Annotated in this window: 20 protein-coding genes; 5 read left to right on the forward strand and 15 right to left on the reverse strand. The window is 58.7% G+C overall.

The features are described from left to right. Window positions 1-21 precede the first annotated feature (21 nt). Together ACEG18_RS07695 and ACEG18_RS07700 are read right to left on the reverse strand one after the other, a co-directional pair. Window positions 22-1047, reverse strand: coding sequence for an aspartate-semialdehyde dehydrogenase (locus ACEG18_RS07695; RefSeq protein ID WP_372542148.1), 1026 nt, complete (start codon window positions 1045-1047; stop codon window positions 22-24). Window positions 1048-1221: 174 nt separating this feature from the next. Further along, window positions 1222-2610 carry an aspartate kinase gene (locus ACEG18_RS07700; protein WP_226802621.1) on the reverse strand — a complete coding sequence of 463 codons (1389 nt, stop codon included), beginning with the start codon at window positions 2608-2610 and terminating at the stop codon, window positions 1222-1224. A 103-nt stretch (window positions 2611-2713) separates the two neighbouring features. On the opposite strand from ACEG18_RS07700, the gene thrC reads away from it, so the two are divergent. Both thrC and thrB read left to right on the forward strand, forming a co-directional pair. Further along, window positions 2714-4231, forward strand: coding sequence for a threonine synthase (gene thrC, locus ACEG18_RS07705; protein WP_372542150.1), 1518 nt, complete (start codon window positions 2714-2716; stop codon window positions 4229-4231). Window positions 4232-4434: 203 nt separating this feature from the next. Continuing rightward, window positions 4435-5316: a homoserine kinase gene (gene thrB / locus ACEG18_RS07710; RefSeq protein WP_372542151.1), complete on the forward strand. Its 882-nt coding sequence runs from the start codon at window positions 4435-4437 to the stop codon at window positions 5314-5316. A 258-nt stretch (window positions 5317-5574) separates the two neighbouring features. Here the strand turns inward: thrB and yihA are convergent, their stop codons facing one another. From yihA to ACEG18_RS07775, 13 genes are all read right to left on the reverse strand, one after another. Continuing rightward, window positions 5575-6165: a ribosome biogenesis GTP-binding protein YihA/YsxC gene (gene yihA, locus ACEG18_RS07715; protein ID WP_055252447.1), complete on the reverse strand. Its 591-nt coding sequence runs from the start codon at window positions 6163-6165 to the stop codon at window positions 5575-5577. A gap of 38 nt (window positions 6166-6203) precedes the next feature. Continuing rightward, window positions 6204-6944 carry a 5'-methylthioadenosine/S-adenosylhomocysteine nucleosidase gene (gene mtnN, locus ACEG18_RS07720; protein ID WP_372542153.1) on the reverse strand — a complete coding sequence of 247 codons (741 nt, stop codon included), beginning with the start codon at window positions 6942-6944 and terminating at the stop codon, window positions 6204-6206. Window positions 6945-7022: 78 nt separating this feature from the next. Beyond that, window positions 7023-8141, reverse strand: a complete 1119-nt coding sequence (locus tag ACEG18_RS07725; RefSeq protein ID WP_372542154.1) for a serine hydrolase — start codon at window positions 8139-8141, stop codon at window positions 7023-7025. A 316-nt stretch (window positions 8142-8457) separates the two neighbouring features. After that, the gene (gene pflA, locus ACEG18_RS07730; RefSeq protein ID WP_372542156.1) at window positions 8458-9276 is read right to left on the reverse strand and encodes a pyruvate formate-lyase-activating protein; all 819 of its coding nucleotides are present in this window, start codon (window positions 9274-9276) and stop codon (window positions 8458-8460) included. 187 nt (window positions 9277-9463) lie between these two features. Then, a complete protein-coding gene (locus ACEG18_RS07735; protein ID WP_372542157.1) occupies window positions 9464-10318 on the reverse strand; it encodes a DegV family protein in 855 nt (284 codons plus the stop codon). Between the two features lie 277 nt (window positions 10319-10595). After that, a complete protein-coding gene (locus ACEG18_RS07740; RefSeq protein WP_372542158.1) occupies window positions 10596-12038 on the reverse strand; it encodes a glycoside hydrolase family 32 protein in 1443 nt (480 codons plus the stop codon). A gap of 101 nt (window positions 12039-12139) precedes the next feature. After that, entirely contained in the window at window positions 12140-13591 is a 1452-nt protein-coding gene (locus ACEG18_RS07745) for a PTS transporter subunit EIIC (protein WP_052044095.1), read from the reverse strand. A gap of 45 nt (window positions 13592-13636) precedes the next feature. After that, entirely contained in the window at window positions 13637-15019 is a 1383-nt protein-coding gene (locus ACEG18_RS07750) for a family 43 glycosylhydrolase (RefSeq protein ID WP_035137642.1), read from the reverse strand. Between the two features lie 183 nt (window positions 15020-15202). Continuing rightward, window positions 15203-16213: a LacI family DNA-binding transcriptional regulator gene (locus tag ACEG18_RS07755; RefSeq protein ID WP_372542159.1), complete on the reverse strand. Its 1011-nt coding sequence runs from the start codon at window positions 16211-16213 to the stop codon at window positions 15203-15205. Window positions 16214-16515: 302 nt separating this feature from the next. Then, a complete protein-coding gene (gene grcA3 / locus ACEG18_RS07760) occupies window positions 16516-16767 on the reverse strand; it encodes an autonomous glycyl radical cofactor GrcA3 (protein WP_117583521.1) in 252 nt (83 codons plus the stop codon). 85 nt (window positions 16768-16852) lie between these two features. After that, complete coding sequence (gene pflB / locus ACEG18_RS07765) at window positions 16853-18904, reverse strand: formate C-acetyltransferase (RefSeq protein WP_055310750.1); 2052 nt, start codon at window positions 18902-18904, stop codon at window positions 16853-16855. 470 nt (window positions 18905-19374) lie between these two features. Then, complete coding sequence (locus tag ACEG18_RS07770; protein ID WP_372542161.1) at window positions 19375-20391, reverse strand: 2-keto-3-deoxygluconate permease; 1017 nt, start codon at window positions 20389-20391, stop codon at window positions 19375-19377. Between the two features lie 108 nt (window positions 20392-20499). Next, a complete protein-coding gene (locus ACEG18_RS07775) occupies window positions 20500-21249 on the reverse strand; it encodes an SDR family NAD(P)-dependent oxidoreductase (protein ID WP_117654951.1) in 750 nt (249 codons plus the stop codon). A gap of 363 nt (window positions 21250-21612) precedes the next feature. On the opposite strand from ACEG18_RS07775, the gene ACEG18_RS07780 reads away from it, so the two are divergent. The 3 genes from ACEG18_RS07780 to ACEG18_RS07790 are packed head-to-tail and all read left to right on the forward strand — an operon-like array spanning window position 21613 to window position 26281. Continuing rightward, window positions 21613-22062 carry a MarR family winged helix-turn-helix transcriptional regulator gene (locus tag ACEG18_RS07780; RefSeq protein WP_372542162.1) on the forward strand — a complete coding sequence of 150 codons (450 nt, stop codon included), beginning with the start codon at window positions 21613-21615 and terminating at the stop codon, window positions 22060-22062. After that, complete coding sequence (locus ACEG18_RS07785) at window positions 22059-24425, forward strand: ABC transporter ATP-binding protein (protein WP_217108185.1); 2367 nt, start codon at window positions 22059-22061, stop codon at window positions 24423-24425. Before ACEG18_RS07780 ends, ACEG18_RS07785 begins: the two co-directional genes overlap by 4 nt. Beyond that, the gene (locus tag ACEG18_RS07790) at window positions 24425-26281 is read left to right on the forward strand and encodes an ABC transporter ATP-binding protein (RefSeq protein WP_372542164.1); all 1857 of its coding nucleotides are present in this window, start codon (window positions 24425-24427) and stop codon (window positions 26279-26281) included. Before ACEG18_RS07785 ends, ACEG18_RS07790 begins: the two co-directional genes overlap by 1 nt. Window positions 26282-26822: the final 541 nt, after the last annotated feature.

Consider the following 26822-nt stretch of genomic DNA (forward strand, 5'->3'; position numbering starts at 1 on the left):
CCCCGCCGGACAGGTCCACCGCTACTCGCAGAGCAGCTTAGCGATCTGGACGGCGTTGGTTGCCGCGCCCTTACGGATTTGGTCGCCGCAGCACCAGAAGGTGATGCCACGCGCTGCCTCGGGGTTCGAGATGTCGCGACGCACACGGCCGACCCAAATCAGGTCCTGGTCAGAGGTGTCCATCGGCATGGGGAAGCGATCGTGCGCATCCTCGGCAGCCATATCGTCAACCAGCTTGACGCCGGGAGCGGCAGCCAGCGCAACACGGGCCTCGTCAACCGTAATGTCGCGCTCAAACTCGAGCGTAATGCTCTCGGAGTGCGAACGCAGCACGGGCACGCGCACGCAGGTGCAGTTCACGCGCAGTTCGGGCAGATGCATGATCTTGCGGCCCTCGTTCTGCAGCTTCATTTCCTCGGAGGTAAAGCCCTCCTCCTTGACGCCGCCAATCTGCGGAATCAGGTTGCTCGCCAGCTGGGCGGCAAATGCGCGCGGCTCGGGAATCTCCTCGCCGCGGCCCAGGGCGGCCAGCTGAGCCTCAAGCTCGGCCATACCGGGAGCGCCAGCGCCCGAAGCCGCCTGATACGTCGAGACAATCATGCGCTTCACGCCGGCGAGCTGATGCAGCGGCCACGTGGGAACCAGGCCGATGATGGTCGCGCAGTTGGGATTGGCGATCAGGCCGTGATGCCACTTGATGTCGTCGGCATTGATCTCAGGCACAACCAGCGGCACTTCGGGATCCATGCGGAAGGCGTGACTGTTGTCGACCACGACGGCGCCGCGCTTGACGGCCTCGGGCAGCAGCTCCTTGGCAATATCGTCGCCGGCAGCGCCGAGCACGATGTCGCAGCCCTCAAAGGCCTCGGGGCAAGCTTCCTCAATCGCAACCTGCTCGCCGCGGAACTCAACGGTCTTGCCCGCAGAGCGCGCGCTCGCCAGCAGCTTGAGCTTGCCAACCGGAAACTCCTGCTCGTTGAGGCACTCGAGCATCTGGGTGCCCACGGCTCCCGTCGCGCCCAAAATAGCAACCGTGTACTGTTTCATGCTTCCCCCTTTAAAGGTTTTGGCTTTTGCCCGCACGCCGAGCAGGCCGATTGTTGTTGCCAGTGTATACAAGAACGGGGCGGGCACGAAACCCGCCCCGTCGAAACGAAACCGAAACGAAACGCCCCGCGCTAGATTTTTGGCACTTGTCCCAAAAATCCACCGGGATAGCAGCTACTTGTGGAGCGAAGCCAGGGCGGGATCGGCCGGCGCGGGAGCTTCCAGGTCGGAGACCTTCACAATGCCGTTTTCGTCGGAGAAGGCACGGTAAATGGTCTGAATCGCCAGGTCGAAGTCCTTCTCCTCGACACCGATAATGATGTTGATCTCGTCGCAGCTCTGCGAAATCATACGCACGCTCACGCCGGCCTGACCAAGCATGCCAAACAGGTGGCCCGAGATACCTGCGCGGCCGCGCAGGTTACGGCCGACGGTCGCGATGAGCGCCAAGCCCTCGACAACCTCGATCTCGAGCGGCTCGACCTCCTGCTGAATGTCGCCCACGAGTGAGTACAGCGAATCGTGCACATCCTGCTCCTGCACCACGGCGCCAAAGCGGTCGACGCCGGTGGGCATATGCTCGACGGAAACGTCATAGCGCTCGAAGACCGAAAGCGCGCGGCGCATAAAGCCGACGCGCGGCTTGGTGCGGTCGCGGGCCACGTTGATGGCGACAAAGCCGCGCTTGCCGGTCACACCGGTAATGATGGGCTCCGCCTCGCCCTCATCAGCCGTCTCGCTAATGATGGTGCCGGGGTCCTGCGGCGCATTGGTGTTCTTAATGACCAGCGGAATACCCGCCTCGCGCACGGGGAACACGGCCTCCTCGTGCAGGACGCTTGCGCCCATGTACGAAAGCTCGCGCAGCTCCTCGTAGGTAACGCGCGCAATGGGCTGAGCCTCCGGAACAATACGCGGATCGGCAGAATAGAAACCCGAGACGTCGGTCCAGTTCTCGTACAGGTCGGCGCCCAGGCACTTGGCCAAGATCGAGCCCGAGATATCGCCGCCGCCACGATCGAGCAGCTTAATCTGGCCCTCACGCGTCGCGCCGTAGAAACCGGGCATAACAAAGCCGCCCTGCTGGCCGTACTCCTGCACCAGCTCGGAGGTGCGGTTCATGCTGAGCGTACCGTCATGATGGAACGCCACAACCGTCGCGGCGTCCAGGAACGGCAGGCCCAGGTACTCGGACATCAGACGAGCGGTGAAGTACTCGCCGCGGCTCACAAGCTCCTCGGTGGAGTAGCCGCCCGAGCGGGCGCGTTCGGCAAAGGCTGCGAACTCCTCGCGGATGGGATAGGTGAGCTCCAGCTCGTCAGCGATATCAAAATAGCGCTGGCCAATGTCCTCGAGCAGCTCCTCACACGACACGTGATACTTAACGTGAGCGTTAACCAGGTAGAGCAGGTCGGTCACCTTGGTATCGCCCTTAAAGCGGCGACCGCAGGCGGAAACCACCACAAAACGGCGGGCCGGGTCGGCATCGACGATGGCCTTGATCTTCTTGAAGTGTTCGGCGTCGGCGACCGACGAGCCGCCAAACTTGGCAATTTTTATCATGGGCTGGAGGTTACCTTTCTAAAAGCCTCTGCAAACCTGTTTTGCGCGCTCTGATACCATGAGTTCACCGATTGGGACCAAGGTATCCGAGGAGCACTGTTATATGGGAACTTATCATAGTACACGAGGACGCACTTTATCATGCTCAAGTAAGGTGGCAATCCGCACCGGCATCGCTCCCGACGGGGGTTTGTTTGTCTCGGACGAGCTTGGCACCCAGCAGGTCGATATCAGCTCGCTTACCGATAAATCGTACTTTGAAATCGCTCAAAATGTGTTGGGAATGTTACTGAACGATTACACGGACGAAGAAATTTCGGCCTGCGTGAATGAGGCTTACCGCGGTACGTTTGCGAATGATGAGGTCACACCGCTCGTCAAACTCGATGCCGCACCGGGCACCGACGTCCCTCAAACCTATGTGATGGAGCTCTTTGGCGGCCCCACGAGTGCCTTTAAGGACGTCGCCCTGCAGATGCTCCCCCGCCTCATGGCCCGCACCTCCGCCAAGGACGGCGGCGCCGAGCGCATCATGATCGTCACCGCCACGTCGGGCGACACGGGCAAGGCAGCACTCGCCGGCTTTGCCGACGCCCCGGGCACGGGCATCACCGTCTTTTATCCCGAGGGCAAAGTCAGCCGCGTGCAGAATCTGCAGATGTCCACTCAGGAGGGCGATAACGTCGCCGTCTGCGGCATCCGCGGCAACTTCGACGATGCCCAGAGTGCCGTCAAGCGCATCTTTGCCGATAAGGAGCTTGCCGAGCGTCTGGAGACCGCCGGCACGGTGCTTTCGAGCGCCAACTCCATCAACGTCGGCCGCTTGGTACCGCAGGTCGTCTACTACTTTGCCGCCTATGCGCAGCTGCTGCGCGCCGGCGCCATCGAGGCCGGCGACGCCGTGGAGTTCTGCGTACCGACCGGTAACTTTGGCGATATCCTGGCCGGCTACTACGCCAAGCGCATGGGTCTGCCCGTCGCCAAGCTCATCGTCGCGAGCGACAAGAACAACGTTCTTGCTGACTTCCTGACCACCGGCGTCTACGACCGCAACCGTCCGTTCTTCACGACCATCTCGCCGTCGATGGACATCCTCATCAGCTCTAACCTGGAGCGCATGTTGTACTTCCTGTCCGATGGCGACTGCGAACTCGTTGCCGGCCTTATGGAGCAGCTGGCACAGACTGGTCGCTATGAAGTTCCCGCCGACCTGCTGGCAAAGATTCAGAGCGTCTTTGGCTGCGGTTGGGCCAGCGAGGACGAGGTCCGCGCTGCCATCAAGAGCTGCTGGGACGCGAACGGCTACGTGATCGACCCGCACACCGCTTGCGGCTATCACGTCTTTGAGCAGGTCGCCCCCACCGAGGGCGCCAAGGCCCGCGTGCTGCTTTCGACCGCCAGCCCTTACAAGTTCCCGCGCGCCTGCTGCGACGCCCTGGGCCTCGACGTTCCCGAGGATGATTTTGAGGCTATGCGTGTACTCGAGCAGGCCACCAACACCGTCGCCCCGACCCAGCTCGCCGAGCTCGAATCCAAACCCGTCCGCTTCGAAGACGTCTGCGACGTAGCCGACATGGCCAACTACGTCGAGTCCGCAGCAAAAAAGATGGCTACCAACTAAACCCCTAATTAAGCGCCGGCGAAAGCCGGCGCACCTTCTTTTATCAGATAACCCCCGGGATGATGACGAACGTGCACAGCGTGCCTGGCTGTTTAGTTCGTCGCGAGTTCCGCACGCAAAGGAAAGCACTTAATGTGCTTTCCGTCTTGCGCAGGACTGCCCGAGCAGCGAACTAAACAGCCAGGCACGCCAGGAGGACTCACATGATCAAGATCACCGTCCCAGCAACAAGCGCCAACCTAGGCATCGGCTACGACACCCTCGGCATGGCCGTCAGCCTTTACTCGCACTTCACCTTCGAGCGCGCCGACAAGCTCACCATCACGGGCTGCCCCGAGGAATTCCAAAACGAGAACAACCTGGTCTACGTGAGCTTTGTCGATGCGCTTGCCGCATGGGGCGAGCCGGCCTTCCCCGTCGCCATCGACGTTCAGACTGACGTTCCCGTCGCTCGCGGCCTGGGCTCCAGCTCCACCTGCGTTGTCGCCGGCATTATGGCCGCCGCCGCACTGACAGGCCACACCGTCGACCGCGCCGAGCTCGTCCGCATCGCCACCGAGGTCGAGGGCCATCCCGATAACGTCGCCCCCGCTATCCTGGGCGGCGCCGTCTGCTCCTTTACGCCGACCGATTCGCTCCCCCAGTGCCTGCGCTACGAGGTAAGCGATCGCTTGCGTTTTATTACCGTGATTCCGCCCTACGAGGTGCATACGAGCGAGGCGCGCAAGGTTGTGCCGCAGGAGATTCCACTCTCCACCGCCGTATGGCAAATGGGCCGCATCGCCGGCATGACGCGCGGCCTGGAGACCGGCGACCTTGACCTGATTGCCGCTGCCAATGACGACCGCATCCAGGAACCCTATCGTCGCCGTCTGATTCCCGACTACAACGCCGTGCGCGACACCTGCCTTAACGGCGGCGCCAAGACCATCTGGATCAGCGGTTCGGGCTCGACCCTTATGGCCGTGACCGACGACACCATCGTGGCAAAGTTCCTGCAGGTCAAGCTGCGTGAGCAGTTCCCCAAGTGTGACACGCACATTCTGACGTGCGACACCGAGGGCGCTCAAATCGAGTACCTGTAGACATCGCCGATCGGTCTGTCCGGGCCACCCAGGGGCATCCCCCTAAAAACGTCCTCGCACTTGAGGCCCACTTATCCTGCTCCTTCGGAGCTGCAGATAAGCGGGCCTCGTGCTGCGGAATGTTTTTAAGGGGATGCCCTTGGGTGGCCCTATGGCAACGTGGCTAGCGATGTCTACAGGGACCCACGCTTTGAAGGGGCGCCGGGCTGAAATTATGGCTTTTTATTGATAGGGGCTCTTGCTAGATTGGGGCACTTATTAGAGGCAGGCCTCGGCAATGCGGCGCTTGAGTTCGTCGATGCCGGTGCCGGTTTGGGAGCTTGTGATGATTACGTTTTCGGCCGGGACGTTGAGCTGCTTTTTGATGGCTGCTGCCTGGCGGGCCTGCTGGGTGCGGCTGAGCTTGTCGGCCTTGGTGAGGCAGACGATAAAGTTGAACTCGTTGCCCTGCAGGTAGTCGATCATGTCATGGTCGAGCTTACTGGGATCATGGCGAATGTCCACCAGCGACACAACCAGGTTAAAGCTGCGCTCGGAGTCGAAGAAATCGCCAATGAGCTCGGCCCAGCGATCGCGCTCAGCTTTGGAGCGACGGGCGAAACCGTAACCCGGCAGGTCCACAAAGTGCACGTCGTCGGCCTCGAAGAAATTGATATTGCTCGTCTTACCCGGCGTACTCGAAACCTTGACGAGGTTCTTGCGGCCAAAAAGCTTGTTCATGATCGATGACTTGCCCACGTTGGAGCGGCCGACGAAGCTCACCTCGGGGCAGGTGGACTCGGGGATCTGCGAAACCTTGCCGTAGCTGGCGACGAACTTGGCAAGCTGGTAGTTAATGGAATCGGCCATGGACACTCCTTGGTCGTAGGTTCTTACAAAAGAGCGCGCTAGTAGATAGCAGCGATACGGCGAACGATATCGAGCGTAATGCCGCTCGCGGTACGGGCATACTCGAACAGGTCGAACTCGCGGTCGCAAATCGCATCGTACGCCTCGTCACAATTATCGCTGATAGCGCGCAGCACCAGGCAATCGACACCATTTTTAGTTGCGACATGGGCAATCGCCGCGCCCTCCATGCCGACACAATCGGCATGCGTCGCCTCGATAGCGTCGTTGCGCATGGCGGCACCCGTCACAAAACGGTTGCCCGTGGCAATCGTGCCGACCAGAAACTGCTTTGCGCCCCCGTTCGAGGCGGCTGCATTTGTCGAAGCGTCGACAAAGCCACGCTCAGCAAGCACATCGGCGGCAATATCGACCAGCGCGGGCGTCGAGACAAACTCCTCGAGCCCCGGTGCAGACTCGGCGATAAGCGCGGCATCGGTATCTAAATAGCGCAGGCATTTGCCAATGACGACATCGTCGATATGGAGCTTGGGATTCAGGCCACCTGCGATACCAGAAAACACAACTGCCTGTGGAGCATACTTGCTAATGAGGTGCTGTGTTGCGGCGGCAGCGTTTACCGTGCCCATACCCGCCGTCGTGGCGACAATCGACAGGCCGTCGAGCTCGCCGGTCACAACGTTCAAGCCCGCCTCCTGTACCATGCAAACGTTACCCAACTCTTCCTTAATCTGCATGATCTCTTTTTCGAGCGCACCGATAATCGCGATGGTAGCCATTCCATTCCCCAAACCTATACGAAATTCTCAACCACGGTATGGTACCAGCATTTTGTTTGACCTCGTCAAACGAACACGCTAGGCCAGCACAGCTCGAGCATCAAACAGAGCCTTTGCAATCGCAGTCACCAGCTCACTCGAGCGGTCGCTCCACGGCATCGATGTCATGACGCTCATGACATAGGTACGGTCATCGATGTCGATAAGGCCCGCATCGCATGTCGAATAGCAACCATCCTCGCTAATCCAGCCTGCCTTGTTGCGCACCAAGGCTTGGTCGTCCGCAATGCCGTCGCGGATAAAGGACCGGGTCGTAGAGGCCAAAAGGCCCGACAGCCATTGCGACGTCTCGCTATCACGGCTCAAATACTCGCTCATCTCGCGCCACAACTTGGCCGAGGTGCGCGGGCAATAGGTGGGAAAATCACTCATCGGATCGAGTGCGGTATCGTAATCGATGCCAAGACTTGCAATCCAATCCTCGTAACCGACACGGTCAAACGTCACGCGTAACGCAATAAACGAATCGTTGTCCGAATTAACGACCGCGGCATCGATCAGGTCGCGCACCGTCTGCCAACCCATGTTGTAGCCACCATAGGTGCCAAGGGAATCATCGAGTGAAACCTGACCCGTCTCGACCAGAGATTCGCAGATGTACAACGCATAGAGCGCCTTGTAGCTACTCGCACCGTAAACCTCGACATCGGCGTTATACGTCACACCCTTGCCGCTTGACAGGTCGTAGAACACCACACCCACATCGCCCAGCTCTTGCGCCCGACTCAGGGCATCCTGGAGCAAGGCAAGGCTCTCATCCTCCAGGACGGGGATCTGGTCATCAACCAGTGAGAAGGTCTGCACGGTATTGCCTGAGGGAATATCGTTAAAGTCCGCCTTCGAAAGCCTCGTCTTGAGGCTCGCTGTCGACAGGGTTTGGCTTGCGGTGGCTTTAGATTCAGAGACCTTTTTGTTTTGCGTCTGTACCGTTGACGCATCTGAGTGTGCCATTCGCTCCGACGCATAGGTTTTGGCGGTAATTCCGAGGATAATAACCGCCAACGTTAGCATCCCAATGGCGGCAATCTTCGTCACGCGGATGCGAGCGTCGGCAAGGCCACGCGAAGACGTGCCCTTCGCCTCATATCTGCTGCTATGCTGCGGCACATACTCGTCCCGCGATGCGTTGTTTCGCACGTGGTCTCCTGGCTGCTACCGTTTTATATACGAGCAGCATAATACCGAGCAGGCATTTCTTTCCAAAGATATTCAGCGGCGTTTAAGGCGTCTTTAAAGAAACCACAAGCGTATTTATCCAAATGGCGCGATTCTGTTGCGCATCTCTACCCAAATCGCACTTGCGGTGAAATAGTTCCTGTTTGGGCGACATGGGCCTAAAAACAAGAACTATTCCACCGCAACTTGACAGGGCTCTTTAGCAATCAACTTGGTGCCCAGGGGCACTCATTTAAGTCTGTCCCCAATGAGTGCCCTTGGAGGCGAAAATGGCTCGCTAGCCGATGGCGTTTTTGAGTTCCGCGCGGCGCTTTTTCATGCCCGTCATGACGGCGTTGCGAAGCTCGGGCATGCGCGCGGTATCCATCTGAGGCACGCCCTCGAGCTTATAGGGAATGCCCAGTTGCTCGTACTTGACGACACCCATCGTGTGATACGGCAGCATTTCCAGGCCGACCACGTTGTGCCACGGGGCGATTAGACGACCGAGCGCCTCGCATTCCTCCACCGTATCGGTGATACCCGGCACCACCACGTGGCGAATAACAACCTTAATCTTGCGACGCGCCAGCTCATCGCCAAACGCCAGGATTCGTGTGGGATCGCAACCGGTCAGCTTTTTATGCTCGACGGGATCGGCATGCTTAATGTCGAGCAGCACCATATCGGTCTCGTTGAGCACAGCATCGAACTTCTCGGGGTGGTTGGGGTCAAACGCATATCCGCAGCTGTCAAGGCAGGTATGCACGCGGCCATCGGGGTTGGTGTGCATTGCACGGAACAGGTCGGCCAAAAACTCGGGCTGCAGAAGCGGCTCGCCACCCGAAACCGTAATTCCGCCGCTGCGGTAAAACTCATGGTTACTCTGGAACTCGTCCATCAGGTGCTCGACGGTCACCATGGTGCCGCCTTTAACCGACCAGGTATCGGGATTGTGACAATACGCACAACGCATGGGGCAGCCCTGGACAAACACCACAAAGCGGATGCCGGGTCCGTCGACAGTACCCATCGTCTCGATTGAATGCACGCGGCCCAGGGCAAACGCAGAGTCCTCGGGACGAGCGTCCACTCCCTCAAGCGTCATTTCAGCCATTCGCGCTACCTTGCCTCTCCTTTGGTTTTGCCAATTAAAATGCCAGAGCCATTCTAGCCCATACGCATGATGGTGAAACGGTTTGGCGGTCAATTGGGTTGTCCTATTTGGCCCCACGCAAGAGCGGCGGAAAGGTTATCGCAACCCGCCCGCCGCCGAGGCAATAGATATCGATAGACGCCAGGCCTTACGCCTTAAGCGTAAGCACCGCACCAAAGGCAGTCGGGCCGCAGTGGCTCGAGATGACGCCGCCGACCTGAGTCCAGGTAACGTCCTTAAAGCCCAGGTCGTGCGCATAGACTTCCATATCCTCGCGCAGCTCCTCGGAAAGACCTACTGAATACGCCAAACCAATGTGCGAGTAATCAATATCGCCCTTCGCAACCATGTGGTCGATAAAGGCACGGGCGCACTTGAGCATAGAGCCGCGGAGCTTCTTGGTCGCCACGAACTTGCCGTCCGTTACCTCAATGCAGGGCTTAATCTTGAGCAGATGGGCACCGAGGAATGCCACGTTGGACAAACGACCGCCGGCCTTAAGGAAGGCGAGATCGGTGGGGACAAAGCCCAACAGCACGCGGTCCATCACCGAATTGGTGAAGGCAAAGATCTCGTCGACGGTGGCATCCGGATGGGCTTCGATATACTTGGCAGTCTCGACGACAACAAGCGACTGTCCCACCGAGACAAAGCGCGTGTCCATGGAGAACACGTAGTCGCGCCCCTGGGCCGCAATCTTCGAGGACTGATGCGAACAGGTCGTGGCTTCGGAATACGCGAGATGCAGAATGGTCGCGTCGGGCTGCTCGGCGTGAATGCGGTCGTACACGTGAGCAAAATCCGCAGTCGCACAGCCGCTGGTCTTGGGCATTACGCCAAACTCGTTGCAGCGCGAGTAAATCTCGAGCGGATCGATCGAGCCGTCCTCGACGGTCTCGTCACCAATCGTGACATGCATAGGCACGCGCACGATGCCGTAGCGCTCGCAGAGCTCCGGCGTCACATCCGAACCAGACTCAACCACGATTACGTACTTGCCCATTATCATCACGACCCATCTCGACGTTAGCTTTTCACTACATGACACACGCCCGGCACACTGTTGCACAACGGCGTCCAAGCGCCAAAGAGACGCCGCCCTTTGCACACAACAAAGGACAGCGTCTCCCTGGAAAACTCCGTGCTTATTTAGGATTCTACACGGTTTGCAACAATGTGTTACTTACTCCGCAAACGGTAGCTATACACGATAAACGGTAGTTCGCTGCGGCAACTGCGACACATTCCGCCCGGCAAGTCCAATCGTGCTCCACGCACGGTTAATGCGCGAGGCGGTAGAAATCCATCGACGCCGCACCCTCGGCATGCAACCCCATCGCCGAAACCGCCGGCGAATAGGTACGGCTCGTAAGTGCTGCCTCGCCGCCGTTGGCAAAAATCTCGACCATCGTAGTGTCCGAAAGCACGCGCAGGTCGCGAAGCTCGCTGAGCTCAATCGACCTCCGGTCTCGCCCATAGCCTTCATTACCCATATCGAGGGTAAGCATCCCCTCCGCATAACGCACAAAGACACCCTTGCGGATTTCGAGCTCGACCATCTTGGCGCCCTCACAGGAAACCACAAGATCAAACAGGCGGCCCGGCTCCTCGACGGTCTCTCCGCCTACAGCACGAACGCAGCCGCCGCGCATCCTCTCAATCTCGTGCGCCGGCTGCTGGCAGAGCTTACCATCGCGCATGCTCAGCTCTCGCGGCACCGTCAACGCGCACTGCCACCCGCGCGCCACCGTCGGGTTTTCCGCCGTCGCATCGGGGCAACCCGACCATCCGATCATCAATCGCCGGCCTGCAGCATCCTCAAAGGACTGCGGAGCATAGAAATCAAAACCGGCATCGACCATCGGGGGCATGCCCTGCCCGACGATTTTAAAGCTCGGCGCCTCCCAATCGGCCTCGATGGGGAACCACACGCACTGATGCGGATTGCGGTAACGCCAACCATCGGCAGGCACACCCTGCGGACAGCAAACGAGAACAAGCCCGCCATCGAGCTCAAACAGATCGGGGCACTCCCACATAAAGCCAAACTTCTCGCCCAACTCAATGCGCGTCGCATAGCTCCAGTCCTCAAGATTGCGCGAGGTATAGACAAGCACGCAGCCACGGTCGTCTTTCGTACGAGCGCCCAGAACCATGTAGTAGATACCATCGTGCTCAAGGATCTTGGGGTCGCGCACGTGCGTACCGATATCGTCGGGGTAATCGACCGGTCCAACAGCTATGCGCTTCTCGCCCAATTCGTCGGGGTTCTCCGCAACCATATGAATCTGGTTTTGCTCACGACCCGTCAACACGTAGTCGTAATCATCGCGATCAAAATGCTTGACGTTGCCGGTATAGAAGTAGTGAATCTTGCCATCACGTACAAAGGCAGAACCAGAATACGCTCCGTTCGAATCCAAATCGGAATCGGGGAACAGCGCGGGGCCGCGATTCTCGTACGTCACAAAATCCTTTGTCGTCAGATGGTTCCAAAGCACTGGACCGCCATGCGCAGCATCGAACGGATCGTATTGATGATAGATGTGATACGTATCACCAATCTGAACCAAACCGTTGGGGTCGTTGAGCCAGCCAAGCTCAGGCTCCACATGGAACAGGAGCCTATCGGGGTCGGACGCGATGCGACCCGCCGTCTCATCCTGTCCGGCACGCCACTGCTCATAGTCCGCGCGTGTCACCTTATTTTTTTGATTAAACATCGCCGTTGACTTTCTCGTCTATGGGGAAGGACGCTCGACTCACACGAGTCGAACGCCCTTCCTCAAATGGACTTATCCTCAGATTACACTGAACGGCTCAACTAGAAGCTAACGTCGAAGCCAGCGCCAGCGCCCTCTTCATCGGTGGTCGGCACGCCCTTTGCCTTGTTGTAGGCAAAGATCAAGACGATTGGCACGATAAAGGCGATGAGATTGCCAGCCACATACCACACGAGGGTCTCGGGCGTGACGATGAGCAGGCCAAGCACGCCGGTCAGACCCTGACCGATAGCGCGCACCTCAAAGAGCTTGACGAAGGCACCGCCGCAGCCTGCACCGATGCATGCGCAGATGAACGGAATGATCGAATAGCGCATGTTTGCAGCAAAGATAGCGGGCTCGGAGATTCCGACCAGCGTCGGGATAAAGGACGACATGCAGATGTTGCGCTCTTTGGAGTGCTTCTTGTGAATGAGGTACATACCGATGGCGCCGCCGCCCTGGGCGATGATGGAAACCGACCAGATGGCCTGGATGTAGTTGAAGCCAGTCGTGGCAACAAGGTTTGCCTCGATACCCTGGATGAACTGATGCGTACCGGTAACGACGAGCGGCTGCAGGAACGCGGCGAAGACAAAGGCACCAAAGACGCCCATCCTGTTGTACAGGATATCGATTACGCCGGCGAGGACGTCACCGATCAGGTTACCGAGCGGGCCGAACACGGTGAACAGGGCGACGTTAGCAAGAATCAGGGTAACGGTCGGGACAAAGACGAACGAAACGACCTCGGGGATGTACTTCTGGGCAATCTTTTCGACCTTGGCCATAAACCAGGCGGTCAGAATTGCAGGGAACACGCCGCCCTGGAAAGCAACCATGGGAATGGAGAGCGGACCAAAGTTCCAGTACTCAGCACCCGTCGGGTCCATAACGAACGTGTTGCGGTTCATAAGGCTCGGGTGAACCATGACGATACCGACGAGGATGCCCAGGATCGGGTTACCGCCAAAACGCTTGACTGCGCTGTACATAACCAGGACAGGCAGGTAGTCGAACGTGGTGGCGATAATGGCAAAGAAGCTTGCGAGGTTCTTGAGGAACTCGCTGTGATCGGCGAGGCTGCCCTCCATGCCAAAGAGGCCGTTGGCAACGATCAGCGACTTAAGGCCGATGATGATTGCAGCGCCGACGAAGGCGGGAATGATGGGGATAAAGATGTCCGAGAATACCTTGAGGACCGAGAAGAACTTGCCCTTCTTGTCCGCCTCGGCGCCCTTGACCTCGGAAGCGCTGATCTCCTTAACGCCCGTCAGAGCCATAAACTCATCGTAAACCTTGTTGACGGTACCGGTACCGAAGATGATCATGAGCTGGCCGCTGTTGTACAGCACGCCCTTGACGCCATCGATGTTCTCGAGCTCGGCCTTGTTGTATTTGCTCGTATCCTTGAGCACCAGACGCAGACGGGTCACGCAATGCGTGGCGCCCTCGATGTTCTCCAGTCCGCCGACGTTGTCGACGACTTGCTGGGACACTGCCTTGTAGTCCATGTTCCTCTCCATTCCTTTTCTAAATCATAAAACGGTTCGTTGCCGCTACAGAGACGCGATCGTTGCGTTTGCGCACTTGAGCGCACCGTCGGTGACGGTAAGCGCCACACCCTGGCCCTGCTTGTTGCAGAAGCGAGCGTTGAGCGCAACGTCATCGACAAAGATGGTCGCGATGTCGTCGTCGACGACCAGACGCACATGGTGAGTGCCCTCGCCCTTAAAGAACAACGGACGCTCGAGGCCCATGTTGTTGACCTGGAACCACGGGTACTGGGGAGCCGGCGTGAACTCGAGCTTGCCCTCGCGCAGGTTGGCGCGGAACTCATAGGCAAGACCGGTCTCGGCGTCCTCGGCGAACTTGACCGAGAAGCCGGCAGCGTTACCGCCGAGCTCAATGTCGGCATCGAGCAAGTAGGTGGAGCCGGCATCTGCGGCGAGCACCTGCTCGACCTTGCCCGACTCGCAGGAAAGCTCAAAGGTCTCGACTGCCTTAGCCTCGCCAAAGGCGCCAAGCATGCTGTCGGGGAGCTTGGTGCCGAGCGTTCCGTCGGCACGCTGAACGATCTCGAGGGGCATAAAGGTGCCACCCCATAGGTAAGAGCTGGGGTCGCCGCCCTCGTCACGCGTAGGAACCCAACCAAAGAGAACGCGACGCTCGCCATCGAATGCGGTGCGAGCGGCGTAGTACGCGCGGCCGTCGAAGGAGTCGTCAGCGGGGGTAATCCAAGGACCGTTGATGGACTTGGACATGCGGTAACGGGTCTTGTTGCCGTCGCTGTACTCGGAAAAGACGAGGTACCACCAGTCGCCCATCTTAAAGAGATCAGGCATCTCAAACATGGTGTACAGGCCCGGGTTCCACCAGTCGCCCTGGAACTCCCAGTTGGTCAGATCCTTGGAGGTGAACTTGACCAGGCGGCCGGTCATCAGACGCTTGTCCTCGCCCACACGCGTGCCGAGGATGAGCATGTACTCTTCGTTCTCCTCATCCCAAAGCACAAAGGGATCGCGCCAGTTGCGGTCATCGTAACCCTCCTGGGGCGGAAGCAGCGTCTCGGCGATGTTCTTCTCCCACTTGACGGCGTCGTCGCTCGTTGCGTGAAGAAGAACCTGCTTCATCAAACGTGCGCGGACCTTATCGCGATTGCAACCAGTGTAGAGCGCATGGTACTTGTCGCCCACCTTAAACACCGTGCCGGCATAAATGTACTGGTCGACTTCCTCGTCGCCGCCGCGCTCAAGGCTCTCGCCAAAGTCCTTGTAGTTGACGAAATCCTTGGTCGTAGCGAGTGCCCAGCCAAACGGCTCTCCGAAAGGTTCGGGGTTACGCGTGTCACGCTGATGATAGAGATAGAACGTGCCGTCCTCGCCGTACGGCATGATGTCGCCTACCCAAATTCCCTCAGGCTGGTAATACACCTTGTGCATCCGAGACTTCCTTTCCACGACATACTAACTCGGTACAATGGCAAGATATGTCAATCGTTTTTATATGTCAAACGTTTTCATACCAATACGTCTTTTCGCAGTTCCAGTCGTCGGTAAACGGTTGACATATGCCGGCGAACGGTCATCAGAGGCGTTTGAGGAATTCTTTTGGCACGGGATGAACTACGCGGTTTTGCCCTCAATGAGTTCAACGGGGAGCTTGATATTCGATTCGGGATTATCGCCGTTAATAAGAGCGATGATGGATTGCGCCGCGAGCTCTCCGATGCGATCGATATCTTGACGTACGGTTGTTAAGTCAGGCATAAACGTCATAGTGCGGCGGGCACCATCCGCACCCACGACCTTAATGTCATCTGGAGCGCTCAAGCCGCGCTGCTTCATCACGTTGAGACAGATGGCAGCCATCGTATCGTCTCCCGCAAAGATGCCGTCAATATCGGGGTTCTCATCGAGGATCTTCGCAACGACCGCGCCCTTTTCGTCGTCGGGCTTAACGAACTCAACCTCACGGACAAGCGCGGGCAAACCGGCCTGCTCAACAACATCGAGGTAGGCATCGGTACGCTTATTGGCAGGCATGCGCATGCGGCTATTGCTGCGCAGGCACAGGATGCGTGAACATCCGTCATCGATCAGGCGACGCGTGGCAAGTTCGCCGATGCTATAGCTGTCGCTCGCAATCTGAACAGAGGCCTCGCCAAGGTCGCAGTCGATACCAACCAGGCTCAAGCCCATCTCGGCATATGCCTCAGCACCGATATTGAGGGAGTTGACGATGACGCCATCGACCATATTGCGGCGGAGCATGTCAATATAGGAACGCTCAAGATCGGGTCGATTGGCGCTGTTGCACAGCAACATCTTAAAGCCGTTTTCCGCCAACGTGCGCTCGACCGCCTGCACAACCTGAGCATGGAACGGACTGCTCACAAAGGGAACGATCATGCCGATAAGGTTCAGGCGACCGTTGAGCATGGCACGGGCGATATCGTTGGGCGTGTAATTGATGCGCTCCATCGCGGCATGGACCTTATCGCGGGTTTCTTGGCTAATATAGCCGCGATTATTAAGCACGCGAGATACCGTAGTAGGCGAAACCCCCGCCACCGCTGCAACTTCCTTGATGCCAGGCTTAGCCGTATCCTTAGAACGAGCACCCTCGCGAGCCATAGCACCCTCCCCCATCAACATGTCATACGTTTACATACGAACAAAGCATACCCCAACAACAGCGGGAAGACGGTAACAGCACAAGTAAGTAAACGACTCATCCAAATAATTAGGAGAGTTCCGCCTAAAGGGTGACTACACAGGACCCCCGCCGGGCCGCTTTGGGTTACTTTCCAAAACATTCCGCAGGACGCAAAGAGGCTCCGCAGCGCGAAGCGCGCAGCGGAGCCTCTTTGCATGTCCGAGGACGTTTTGGAAAGTAACCCAAAGCGGCCCGGCGATCCTGCGGGAGTTAAATCCCTTTAGAACTTGTCGTGGAAGGTACGCGAAATGACCTCGTCCTGCTGCTCCTTGGTGAGCGTGTGGAAGTTCACGGCATAGCCGGAAACGCGGATGGTCAGCTGCGGGTACTTCTCGGGGTGAGCCTGAGCATCGAGCAGCGTCTCACGGTTGAAGACGTTGATGTTCAGGTGGTGGCCACCCTTCTCGGCGTAAGCGTCGAGCATGTGGACCAGGTTATCGGCCTGAGTCTCGGAAACTTCAGAAACCTTCATAATGTGTCTCCTTCGATTGATAGGCGCCGGCCGAAACCGGCGCGCTAATCAGTAATCGTTATTGTTAGTATAGCACTAACAATAGTTACTCGCCCAACTGATCAAGGTCGATATCGCCAAAGAACACCTGGTCCTCCTTGCCGAGCGCACTCGGGATGATGGAGAAGGTGTTGGAGATGCCGTCCTGAGCATCGCGGAACGGGAGCTTGGAAACCGAAGACAGCGAAGCGATGGCGCCGTGGCTATCGCGCTTGTGCATGGGGTTAGCACCCGGGGCGAACGGCTGGCCAGCCTTGCGGCCGTCGGGCGTGGAGCCGGTCTTCTTACCGTACACGACGTTGGAGGTGATAGTCAGAACCGAGGTCGTGGGCACGGAGTTGCGGTAGGTGTCGTTCATGCGGATGTACTCCATGAACTGGTGCACAACGTCGTGAGCGATCTGGTCGACGCGGTCGTCGTCGTTACCGTACTTGGGGAACTCGCCCTCGGTCTCGAAGTCGACGATGATGCCGTTCTCGTCACGGACGGGGTGGACCTTGGCGTACTTGATGGCGGACAGGGAGTCGGCCACGACGGAAAGGCCAGCGATGCCCGTAGCGAACCAGCGATGCACGTGCTTGTCGTGCAGAGCCATCTGGATGCGCTCGTAGCAATACTTATCGTGCATGTAGTGAATGATGTTCAGCGAGTTGACGTACACGCCAGCGAGCCACTTCATCATGTCGTTGTACTTGGCCACAACATCGTCGTAATCGAGCGTATCGCCCTCGACGGCGCGATACTTGGGGCCGACCTGCTTCTTGGAGACCTCGTCAACACCGCCGTTGAGTGCATACAGCAGGCACTTGGCCAGGTTGGCACGGGCGCCGAAGAACTGCATCTCCTTGCCGATGCGCATGGAGGACACGCAGCAGGCGATGCCGTAGTCATCGCCGTGGTAAACGCGCATGAGGTCGTCGTTCTCGTACTGGATCGAGGAGCTGGCGACAGAAGTCTTGGCGCAGAACTTCTTGAAGTTCTCGGGCAGACGGGTCGACCACAGAACGGTCATGTTGGGCTCGGGGCTGGTGCCCATGTTCTCGAGTGTGTGCAGGTAGCGGTAGCTCATCTTGGTAACGAGCGTGCGCCCGTCAACGCCCATGCCGCCGATGGACTCGGTGACCCACTGCGGATCGCCGGTGAACAGGGCCTGGTACTCGGGGGTACGGGCAAACTTGACCATGCGGAGCTTCATGATGAAGTGATCCACGAACTCCTGGATCTGCTCCTCGGTGAAGGTACCGTTGGCAAGGTCGCGCTCAGCGTAGATGTCGATGAACGTGGAGGTACGGCCGATGGACATAGCGGCGCCGTTCTGCTCCTTAACGGCAGCGAGGTAGGCGAAGTACATCCACTGGATGGCCTCCTGCGTGTTGGTAGCAGGGTTGGAAATATCGAAACCATAGGTCTCGGCCATCATCTTGAGCTCGCCGAGGGCGCGAATCTGCTCCTGCAGCTCCTCACGATCGCGGATGTTGTCGGCGGTCATGACCGTCGGGGTGGAAGCCTTCTGGGCCTCCTTGTCCTTGATCAGGTAGTCAACACCGTAAAGGGCGACACGACGGTAGTCGCCGATGATGCGACCGCGGCCATAGCCATCGGGCAGACCGGTGATGATGTGGGCCGAGCGGCAGGCGCGCATCTCGGGGGTGTAGACATCGAAGACGCCGGCGTTGTGGGTCTTGCGCTCGAAGGTGTAGCGCTCGACAACGTTCTCGTCGACCTTGTAGCCGTGCTGGCTGGCAGCCTGGCAAGCGATGCGGATACCACCGTTGACGTGCAGCGCGCGCTTGAGCGGCTTGTCGGTCTGGAGGCCTACAATGGTCTCCTTCTCGCGGTGGGCGTTATCGATGTAGCCAGCGGGGTGGCTCACGATGCCCGTGACGGTCTTGGTGTCCATATCGAGGACGCCGCCCTGCTCGCGCTCCTTGAGCAGCAGGTCGAGAACCTCGCCCCACAGCTCCTTGGTACGCTCGGTCGGGCCGGCGAGGAATGACTCGTCGCCCTCGTAGGGGGTGTAGTTCTTCTGGATGAAGTCTCGGACGTCAACCTCTCCCGTCCAGATGCCTTCCTTGAAGCCTTCCCATGCCTCCTGCATTGTGTAACCACGCTCCTAGTTACGTGTAATGCGGCGCTCTCTCACACCGCTGCTTATTGAATTCTTGAATTATCGGCTTGCACTACCGGCTTCTTCCGTTCTTCACCACACGTTGGTACAGGGAAAAACGTTTGTCCACCTTGGAACTGCAACCCAAAACCCAAGATTTCACCCGTTTGAGAAGGATAACATAGCCACCCCCTTCATCAGGTCTGTTATATGTTTCTTTTTTTATACCATTAGTGCGTTTTTAACAAATCCGCAGGAAATGCGAGCGCGAACAACTACCGTTCACCGATTTGTTTGGTATTTTTCCTTGCCTTTGTACGACATTCACTCTAGCTGTTATGCCAGTTTTAGCAGGGTAAAGTGCCCCAGAGATCCCACAGAAACTGCAGGGCGGCCACGGGATTTCCCCCGGGGCCGCCCTGTGGCATGGCTAGTTATTTAGCTTTAATTGCCGCTTGACATTAGGCGGCTGCGGAGGCCTTGTCGGTCGTTGCCTTGCCGTTGCTCTGCTGGCCCTCAAAATGCTTGTGGCACCAGCTGGTAACGAGCGGGGTCAAAATGGCCGTCACGATAGCGCATGCTGCAACCTGTGCCGTAGCCGTCGCGAGCACGGCGCCGCCGTACATGGCCTCGTTGACGCTTGCCATGGCAGCAGGCGTGGCCACATTGGCTCCGGCGCAGCTCGAAATGGCCGCACCTGCGACACCCGTACCGCCCGTGAGCTTATCGACCGCGATGACGGGAATTGCAAAGACCACCGAGCAGATCACGCCGAGCAGAATACCGGGAAGACCGCCATTAATGAGCTGGCCAAAGGTCATGGTCGAGCCCATGGCAAAGAAGACGAGCACAATGATGGCGGAAAGTGCCGGAGCCATCATCTTCTTAAAGCTGGGGAACAAGTTGCCCAGGATAATGCCGACGACGATCGGCAGGATGGCGCCCACGAGCGACCAGCCAATCGGAGCCTGACCGGCGGCGCCGAGCACAATCATCGTGACCGGAGGGCCGACAACGAGCGTGGTGATGGCGACAGCGCCACGCTCGGCCTCGTTGCCCATGGTGCCCATCAGTCCAGCGTACATAGCGTTGTTGGCACCCGTGCAAGCGGCCAGCATCACCATGGCAGAGATGCCAAACAGGTTGTCGTTGAACACATAAAGGATGAGCAGCGACACGGCAACGACTACGATTTGCTTGACGGCAATGATAATGGCGCCGCGGGCAGCGGCGGCAGGAGCGCTCTTAAACGAAATCGTCGTACCGACGATGAGCAAAAAGGCGCCAACAAGCGGGCCTGCGCCCTGCTGGGTCATGCCGAGCGTAAAGCTGCCGAGCGTTTTAAACAGGTCGGGGAACAGCGTGTTGAGCAGGCAGCCCAACAGAAGCGGCACCAAGATATTGGCACCCGGGATGGAGGACATCTTAAAGAACGGCTCTTTTGCCGCCGGCGCCTCCACCGCAGTCGATTCACTCATTTATATCTCCTTTTGATGCTTGCGACACGTGGCCGCACGCTCCTGTGCCAGAAAGAAGGCGACGGTCCCGAGTCGCAGGAGCCGTCGCCGAACGATCACCGCGGGGTATTACCCGTCCAGGACGATGCCACCATCGCAGTCACCGATCTCGCCGTTCACGAAGCTGGCGAGGTCGGAAGCGAAGAACAGCACCATCTGCGCGGGCTCGCTTGCCTGGGCGGCGCGGCCCAGAGGGATACCGTTGATGATGCGCTGAGAGTTCTCGTCAGAAAGAATCGAGGTCATATCGGTAAGGGTGAGCGATGGGCATACAGCGTTGCAGCGGACGCCAAACTTGCCGCCTTCCTTGGCGACAGCCTTGGTTAGACCGTTAACACCGGCCTTGGAGCTCGCGTAGGCCGCGGTGCCGAGCAGGCCGCCGCCGATCTTGCCAGCAACAGAGCTCACGTTGACGATAGAGCCGGCATGCGCTGCCTTAAAGTGCGGGTACACGGCATTCATCATGGTGAAGGTACCATTGAGGTTGATGTCGATGGTGCGACGCCACTCGGTGTCATCGATCTCGTCGAACTTCTTGGTGCTGATGACGCCAGCGCAGTTGATCAGGATGTTGGTTTGCGGCAGATCGGTGAAAATCTGCTCGACGGTCTCGCGCGCCTTGGGCGCATCGGCAACATCGAGCTGATAGAACTTGTTGCCCTCGCCAAGCTCGGCCACAGCGGCCTCGCCCTTGGCAGCGTTCCTTGCGATGAGCGCGACGTGTCCGCCGCCCGCAACGATACCCTTGGCAATCTCGAGGCCAATGCCCTGAGTGCCACCGGTAACAATCGCGGTTTTGCCCGTGAAGTCAAATGCCATGACTCCAACCCCCTTGATTCAGGTGTCTCCTTGCGGGAAGTTGGAGCATCGCACGTGGCGATAAATGAGTCCCAGTCGTCATGGTGATGACAACCCCTCGCCTAACCGCGTGCATGATAATGCTTTGAAACGCTACAATTATTGAATTATTTTAACTCTTTATGCGCTCTTTATATTGCCTAGCGGCCAAGTAGTTTTTTGGGACATGCCTAGAAATCTACCCCTAACTTCGCTGGTACCGACGACATACGGAGGTTCGCCTAAAGGTAGTTTTCTAGGCATGCCCAAAAATCTACCGAATGGGACAGCTGAGCGGGGGTATCATCTTTCACCGAAAATAGTTTCTAGTGTTAGGGGTTTTCGGTGGAAGATACCGATTTCCGTGAACTTGGGCGTCAGCTCCTTACCGAGTTCGGCAGCATGCATCAGGGCATTTCGCGTTTTGCGGACAAAGCCCTCGGCGGCGAGATGGCCGTCATGCGCGCCCTCATACTCGCCGGCGGTTCGCTCACGCCGAGCGAACTCGCTGATCGCGCCTGGGTCTCGAGCGCCCGCATCGCCAATATCTTACGCGCCCTCGAAGCCAAGGGCTGGGTCGAGCGCGAGCACTCAAAGACCGACCGTCGTCGCGTGCACGTCACGGTGACCGACAAGGGATTCCAGGATCTCGAAATCAAACGCCGGGAATTCGAGGACCGCACCGCGGCTTTCCTCGAGCAGCTCGGCGAAACAGATACCCAAGAGATGGTGCGCCTTCTTAGACGTGCCAACGAAATTATCGACCGCAATCAAGAAAGGAGAGATGCCAAGTGAGGATTCTCAAGCTCTTTAAAAAGCATGTCCTGGCACTGTTCGCAGCTATCGTACTTATCGTAATCAGCTGCAACGCCGATCTGGCACTGCCTACCTATATGAGCGACATCGTCGACGTGGGCGTGCAGCAAGGCGGCATCGCCTCGCCCGTGCCCGACACCATCCGCGCCGAATCGCTCGACGACCTCGAACTCTTTATGAGCGCCAAGGACGCCAAGACGGTAGAGGCTGCGTTTGGCAAGGCAGACAAAAACGGGATTCGCACGTACAAGGGCACCGAGGACGAGCGCGCCGACGGCAGCAAGCTCGCCGACATTATGAGCCTGCCCGAAACTGTCGTCCTTTCGCTCAACCAGGGCATTGACGCCAGCTCCATGGACGACATGATGGGCACGTCCGGTGAGAAAGACAACAGCGGCGCCCAGGCCATGCCCACCCCCGAGCAGATGGCGGCGATGACGCCCGAGCAGCTCGCCGAGATACAGCAGAAGGCCGCAGCGGCGCAGAACATGCAAAAGCAGATTGATGCCGACGGCGGTAAGATCACCATAAAGAGCCTGCGTCTGGGCGTTGAAGGCGGCCTAATCGACCAAAGCAAGCTCGTCGAGGGCGCCAACCAAATGGCAGACAAAATGGGCTCCATGTCAGGCTCCATCGTCACCCAGCGCGCCGTGAGCTATGTACAGGACGAGTACAAGGCACAGGGCATCGACCCCGCCGACGTGCAGAACGCCTACCTGAGCCGCATGGCGACCACGATGTTTGGGCTGTGCCTGGTATCGCTCGTCGCCACCATCCTGACCGGCGCCGTGGCGTCGCGCACCGCCTGCTCCATCGCCCGCGACCTGCGCCGCGAGACCTTCAACAAGGTTATGCACTTCTCGCCGGCCGAGGTGGGCAAGTTTAGCCAGGCCTCGCTCATCACCCGCTGCACCAACGACATTCAGCAGATCCAGATGGCCGCAACCCTGTTTATCCGCATGTGCCTGATGGCCCCCGTCATGGGCATCGTCGCCGTCATGCGTGTCCTGGCCAACCACACCGGCCTGGAGTGGACCATCGCTGTGGCCATCATCGCGGTTTCGGCCGTCGTCGGCGTGCTCATGGGCCTCACCATGCCCAAGTTCAAAAAGATGCAGAGCTTTGTGGACCGCGTGAACCTTACCGCCCGCGAGCTGCTCGACGGCCTTATGCCCATCCGCTCGTTCAACCGCGAGGAACATGAGCTCGAGCGCTTTGACAAGGCGTCGCTCGACCTGATGACCACGCAGCTCTACACCAACCGCGCCATGAGCTTTATGATGCCGCTCATGATGCTGGTCATGAACTGCATCACCGTGCTTATCGTCTGGTTTGGCGCCCAGGGCGTGTCCGACGGCGTGATGCAGGTCGGCAACATGATGGCGTTTATCTCCTATACCATGCAGATCGTCATGGCGTTTATGATCCTCACCATGGTTTCGGTCATCCTGCCCCGTGCCGAGGTCGCAGCCGAGCGCGTGGAAGAGGTCATCACTTGTCCCACGAGCATCAACGACCCTGCCTCGCCCAAACTGCCCGCGGCCAGCTCGCCGCGCGGTGAGCTCACCTTCCGCGACGTGAGCTTCCAGTATCCCGATGCCCGTGCCGACGTCATCAGCGGCGTGAACTTCACCACGCATGCCGGTCAGATGCTCGGCATCATTGGCTCCACGGGCTCGGGCAAGTCCACGCTCGTGCAGCTGATTCCGCGTCTGTACGATGTCACGGGCGGCAGCATTTCGCTCGACGGCATCGACGTGCGCGACATGACCCTTTCCGAGCTGCGCCGCCGTATCGGTTATATTCCGCAGCAGGGTCGCCTGTTCTCGGGCACCGTCGAGAGCAACCTCAAGTTTGCCGGCGACATGGTAAGTGATGACGACATGCACAAGGCGGCATGCATCTCACAGGCCAAGGACTTTATCGCCGAGCGCGAGGGCGGCTACGACTCCCCCATCAGCCAGGGTGGCTCCAATGTCTCGGGTGGTCAGCGCCAGCGCTTGGCCATCGCCCGCGCATTGGCCAAAAAGCCCGAGGTTGTGGTGTTCGATGACTCGTTTAGTGCCCTCGACTACAAGACCGACGCGCGCCTGCGCGAAGAGCTTGCCAAAAACGTTACCGACGCCGCGCTCGTGGTCGTGGCCCAGCGCATCGCAACCATCATGCACGCCGACCAGATCATCGTGCTCGACGACGGCCACGTGGTGGGCACCGGCACGCACGAGGAGCTGCTGCGCAGCTGCCCGGCGTACCTGGAGATCGCACAGTCGCAGCTTTCCGCCGAGGAGCTGGGGCTTACCCAAGAAGAAATTGCAGCCGTCACGGAAGGAGGCGAGCGCTAATGGCAGACGAGACCAAGACTCAGATTCCCAAGCCCACCCGCCAGCGTGGTCCCATGGGCCGCATGGGCGGCATGCGTCGCGGCGAAAAGGCCAAGGACTTTAAGGGCACCATGAGGCAGCTGCTCGGCTATATCGGCCAGCACAAGATTGCCGTGTTTACCGCCGTCGCCTTTGCCGTGTGCTCGGTCATCTTTAACATTGTGGGGCCCAAGGTGCTCGGCCAGGTTACCACCAAACTGTTCGAGGGCTTGGTTGCCAAGGTCAACGGCACCGGCGATGTCGACTTTGCCTGGATCGCCAAGACGCTCGGCTTTTTGCTCTGCCTGTATCTGGCGAGCTCTATCTGCAGTCTAATCCAGGGCTGGCTCATGACCGGCGTCACGCAAAAGATCTGCTACCGAATGCGCAAGGAGATCGCCGCCAAGATTGCCGTCGTGCCAATGAGCTACTTTAACGGACACAGCAAGGGCGACGTGCTCAGTCGCATCACCAACGACGTCGATACGCTCGGCCAGTCGCTCAACCAGAGCGTGACCCAGCTCATCACGTCGGTGACGCAGATTATCGGCGTGCTCGTCATGATGCTGTCGATCAGCCTGCCGCTCACCGGCGTCACCGTGCTCACGCTGCCGGCCGCCGCGATTATCCTGACCGTGATGATTCACTTCTCGCAGCCGTACTTCCGCGAGCAGCAGCAGGTTCTGGGCGCCGTCAACGGCATTATCGAAGAGGATTTTGCCGGCCAGAACGTCATTCAGGTGTTCGACCGCGCCGAGGCCTCGATCGAGGAGTTCGACCGTCAGAACGACCGCTTGTTTATTAGTGGCTGGCGCTCGCAGTTCCTGTCGGGCCTGATGATGCCGCTCATGAGTTTGGTGGGCAACATGGGCTACGTGGGCGTCGTCGTGGTGGGCGCGCAACTCGCGCTGACCGGCAATGCCACGCCCGGCGACATCCAGAGCTTTATCCAGTACGTTCGCAACTTTACGCAGCCGGTGCAGCAGCTGGGCAACGTAAGCAACACGATGCAGTCGATGGCCGCCGCCACCGAGCGCGTCTTTGAGTTCCTGGCCGCGCCCGAGGAGGAGCAGAAGGCCGACGCGCAGATTCCCGAGAAGCGCCCCGGCCACGTGGAGTTTGACCATGTCAAGTTTGGCTACACGCCCGACAAGACCATCATCCATGACTTTAGCTGCGAGGCGCAGCCCGGTCAGACCATCGCCATCGTCGGCCCCACCGGCGCCGGCAAGACCACGCTCATCAAGCTGCTGCAGCGCTTCTACGATGTGGACGGCGGTTCGCTGCGCGTTGAGGGCATCGACGTGCGCGACTGGGATCGCGCGGCGCTGCGCGGCGAGTTTGCCATGGTACTGCAGGATACCTGGCTGTTTAACGGCACCATCCGCGAAAACATCCGCTACGGACGCCCCGATGCGACTGACGCCGAGGTCGAGGCCGCCGCACGCGCCGCACGCTGCGACCACTTTATCCATACGCTCGCCGGCGGGTACGACTTTATGATCAATGAGGAAGGTACCAACCTGTCGCAGGGCCAACGCCAGCTCGTGACCATCGCCCGCGCCATTTTGGCCGACCGACCGGCGCTCATTCTGGACGAGGCGACCTCCAACGTCGACACCCGCACCGAGGAGCTCATCCAGCGCGCCATGGACGCGCTGATGCAGGGCCGCACCAGCTTTGTTATCGCGCACCGCCTGTCCACGATCCGCAACGCCGACGTGATCTTGGTAATTCGCGACGGCGACATCGTCGAAAAGGGCACGCACGACGAGCTACTCGCCCAGGGCGGCTTCTACGCCGACCTGTACAACTCGCAGTTCGACGAAGCGGCGTAAATACTGCCACAGGGAACGGATGACGCCCGAGAACGGGGGCGCAGGACAGCCTGCGCCCCCGTTTTATGTCCTTCGAGCCTCGAAACGCCTTCCCTGGGACCTGATTGACGGCGCCTTCCAGATCCCATGGTCAAAAAAGGACAAATATGAGTACTGTTACTTTTTCAGTAACAGCCAAAACAGCCCCAAACGACCTCTTTGCGGCCTCTATACGCCTTCAAATTAATCAAAACGCCCGTTAGCAGGCTTCTGTGTGCCAACGTTAATGAACATATTTACTGTTGTGTCTATCATCTTGTAAGGTTGATATGATACTACGCTAGCAACAGTACTCATATTTGCCATTTTTTGTCCACGGGGTATGCCGCAGAAGATCCAACTTGCTCCAGCGTGCCATACGCCGGCCCTCCCCTTCCGGCGAGTGCCGACATTTCCCCAGATAAAACCGACCAAAATAAACCTGTCCCTTTTTGGCAGGTTTCAGGGTGACAAGGGCTTGCACTTTAGCATGCGACAGCGGATAATGCCGTGCATTCGACAA

The organism is Collinsella aerofaciens (genome assembly GCF_041537385.1).
In the GTDB taxonomy this organism is placed as follows: domain Bacteria; phylum Actinomycetota; class Coriobacteriia; order Coriobacteriales; family Coriobacteriaceae; genus Collinsella; species Collinsella aerofaciens_BV.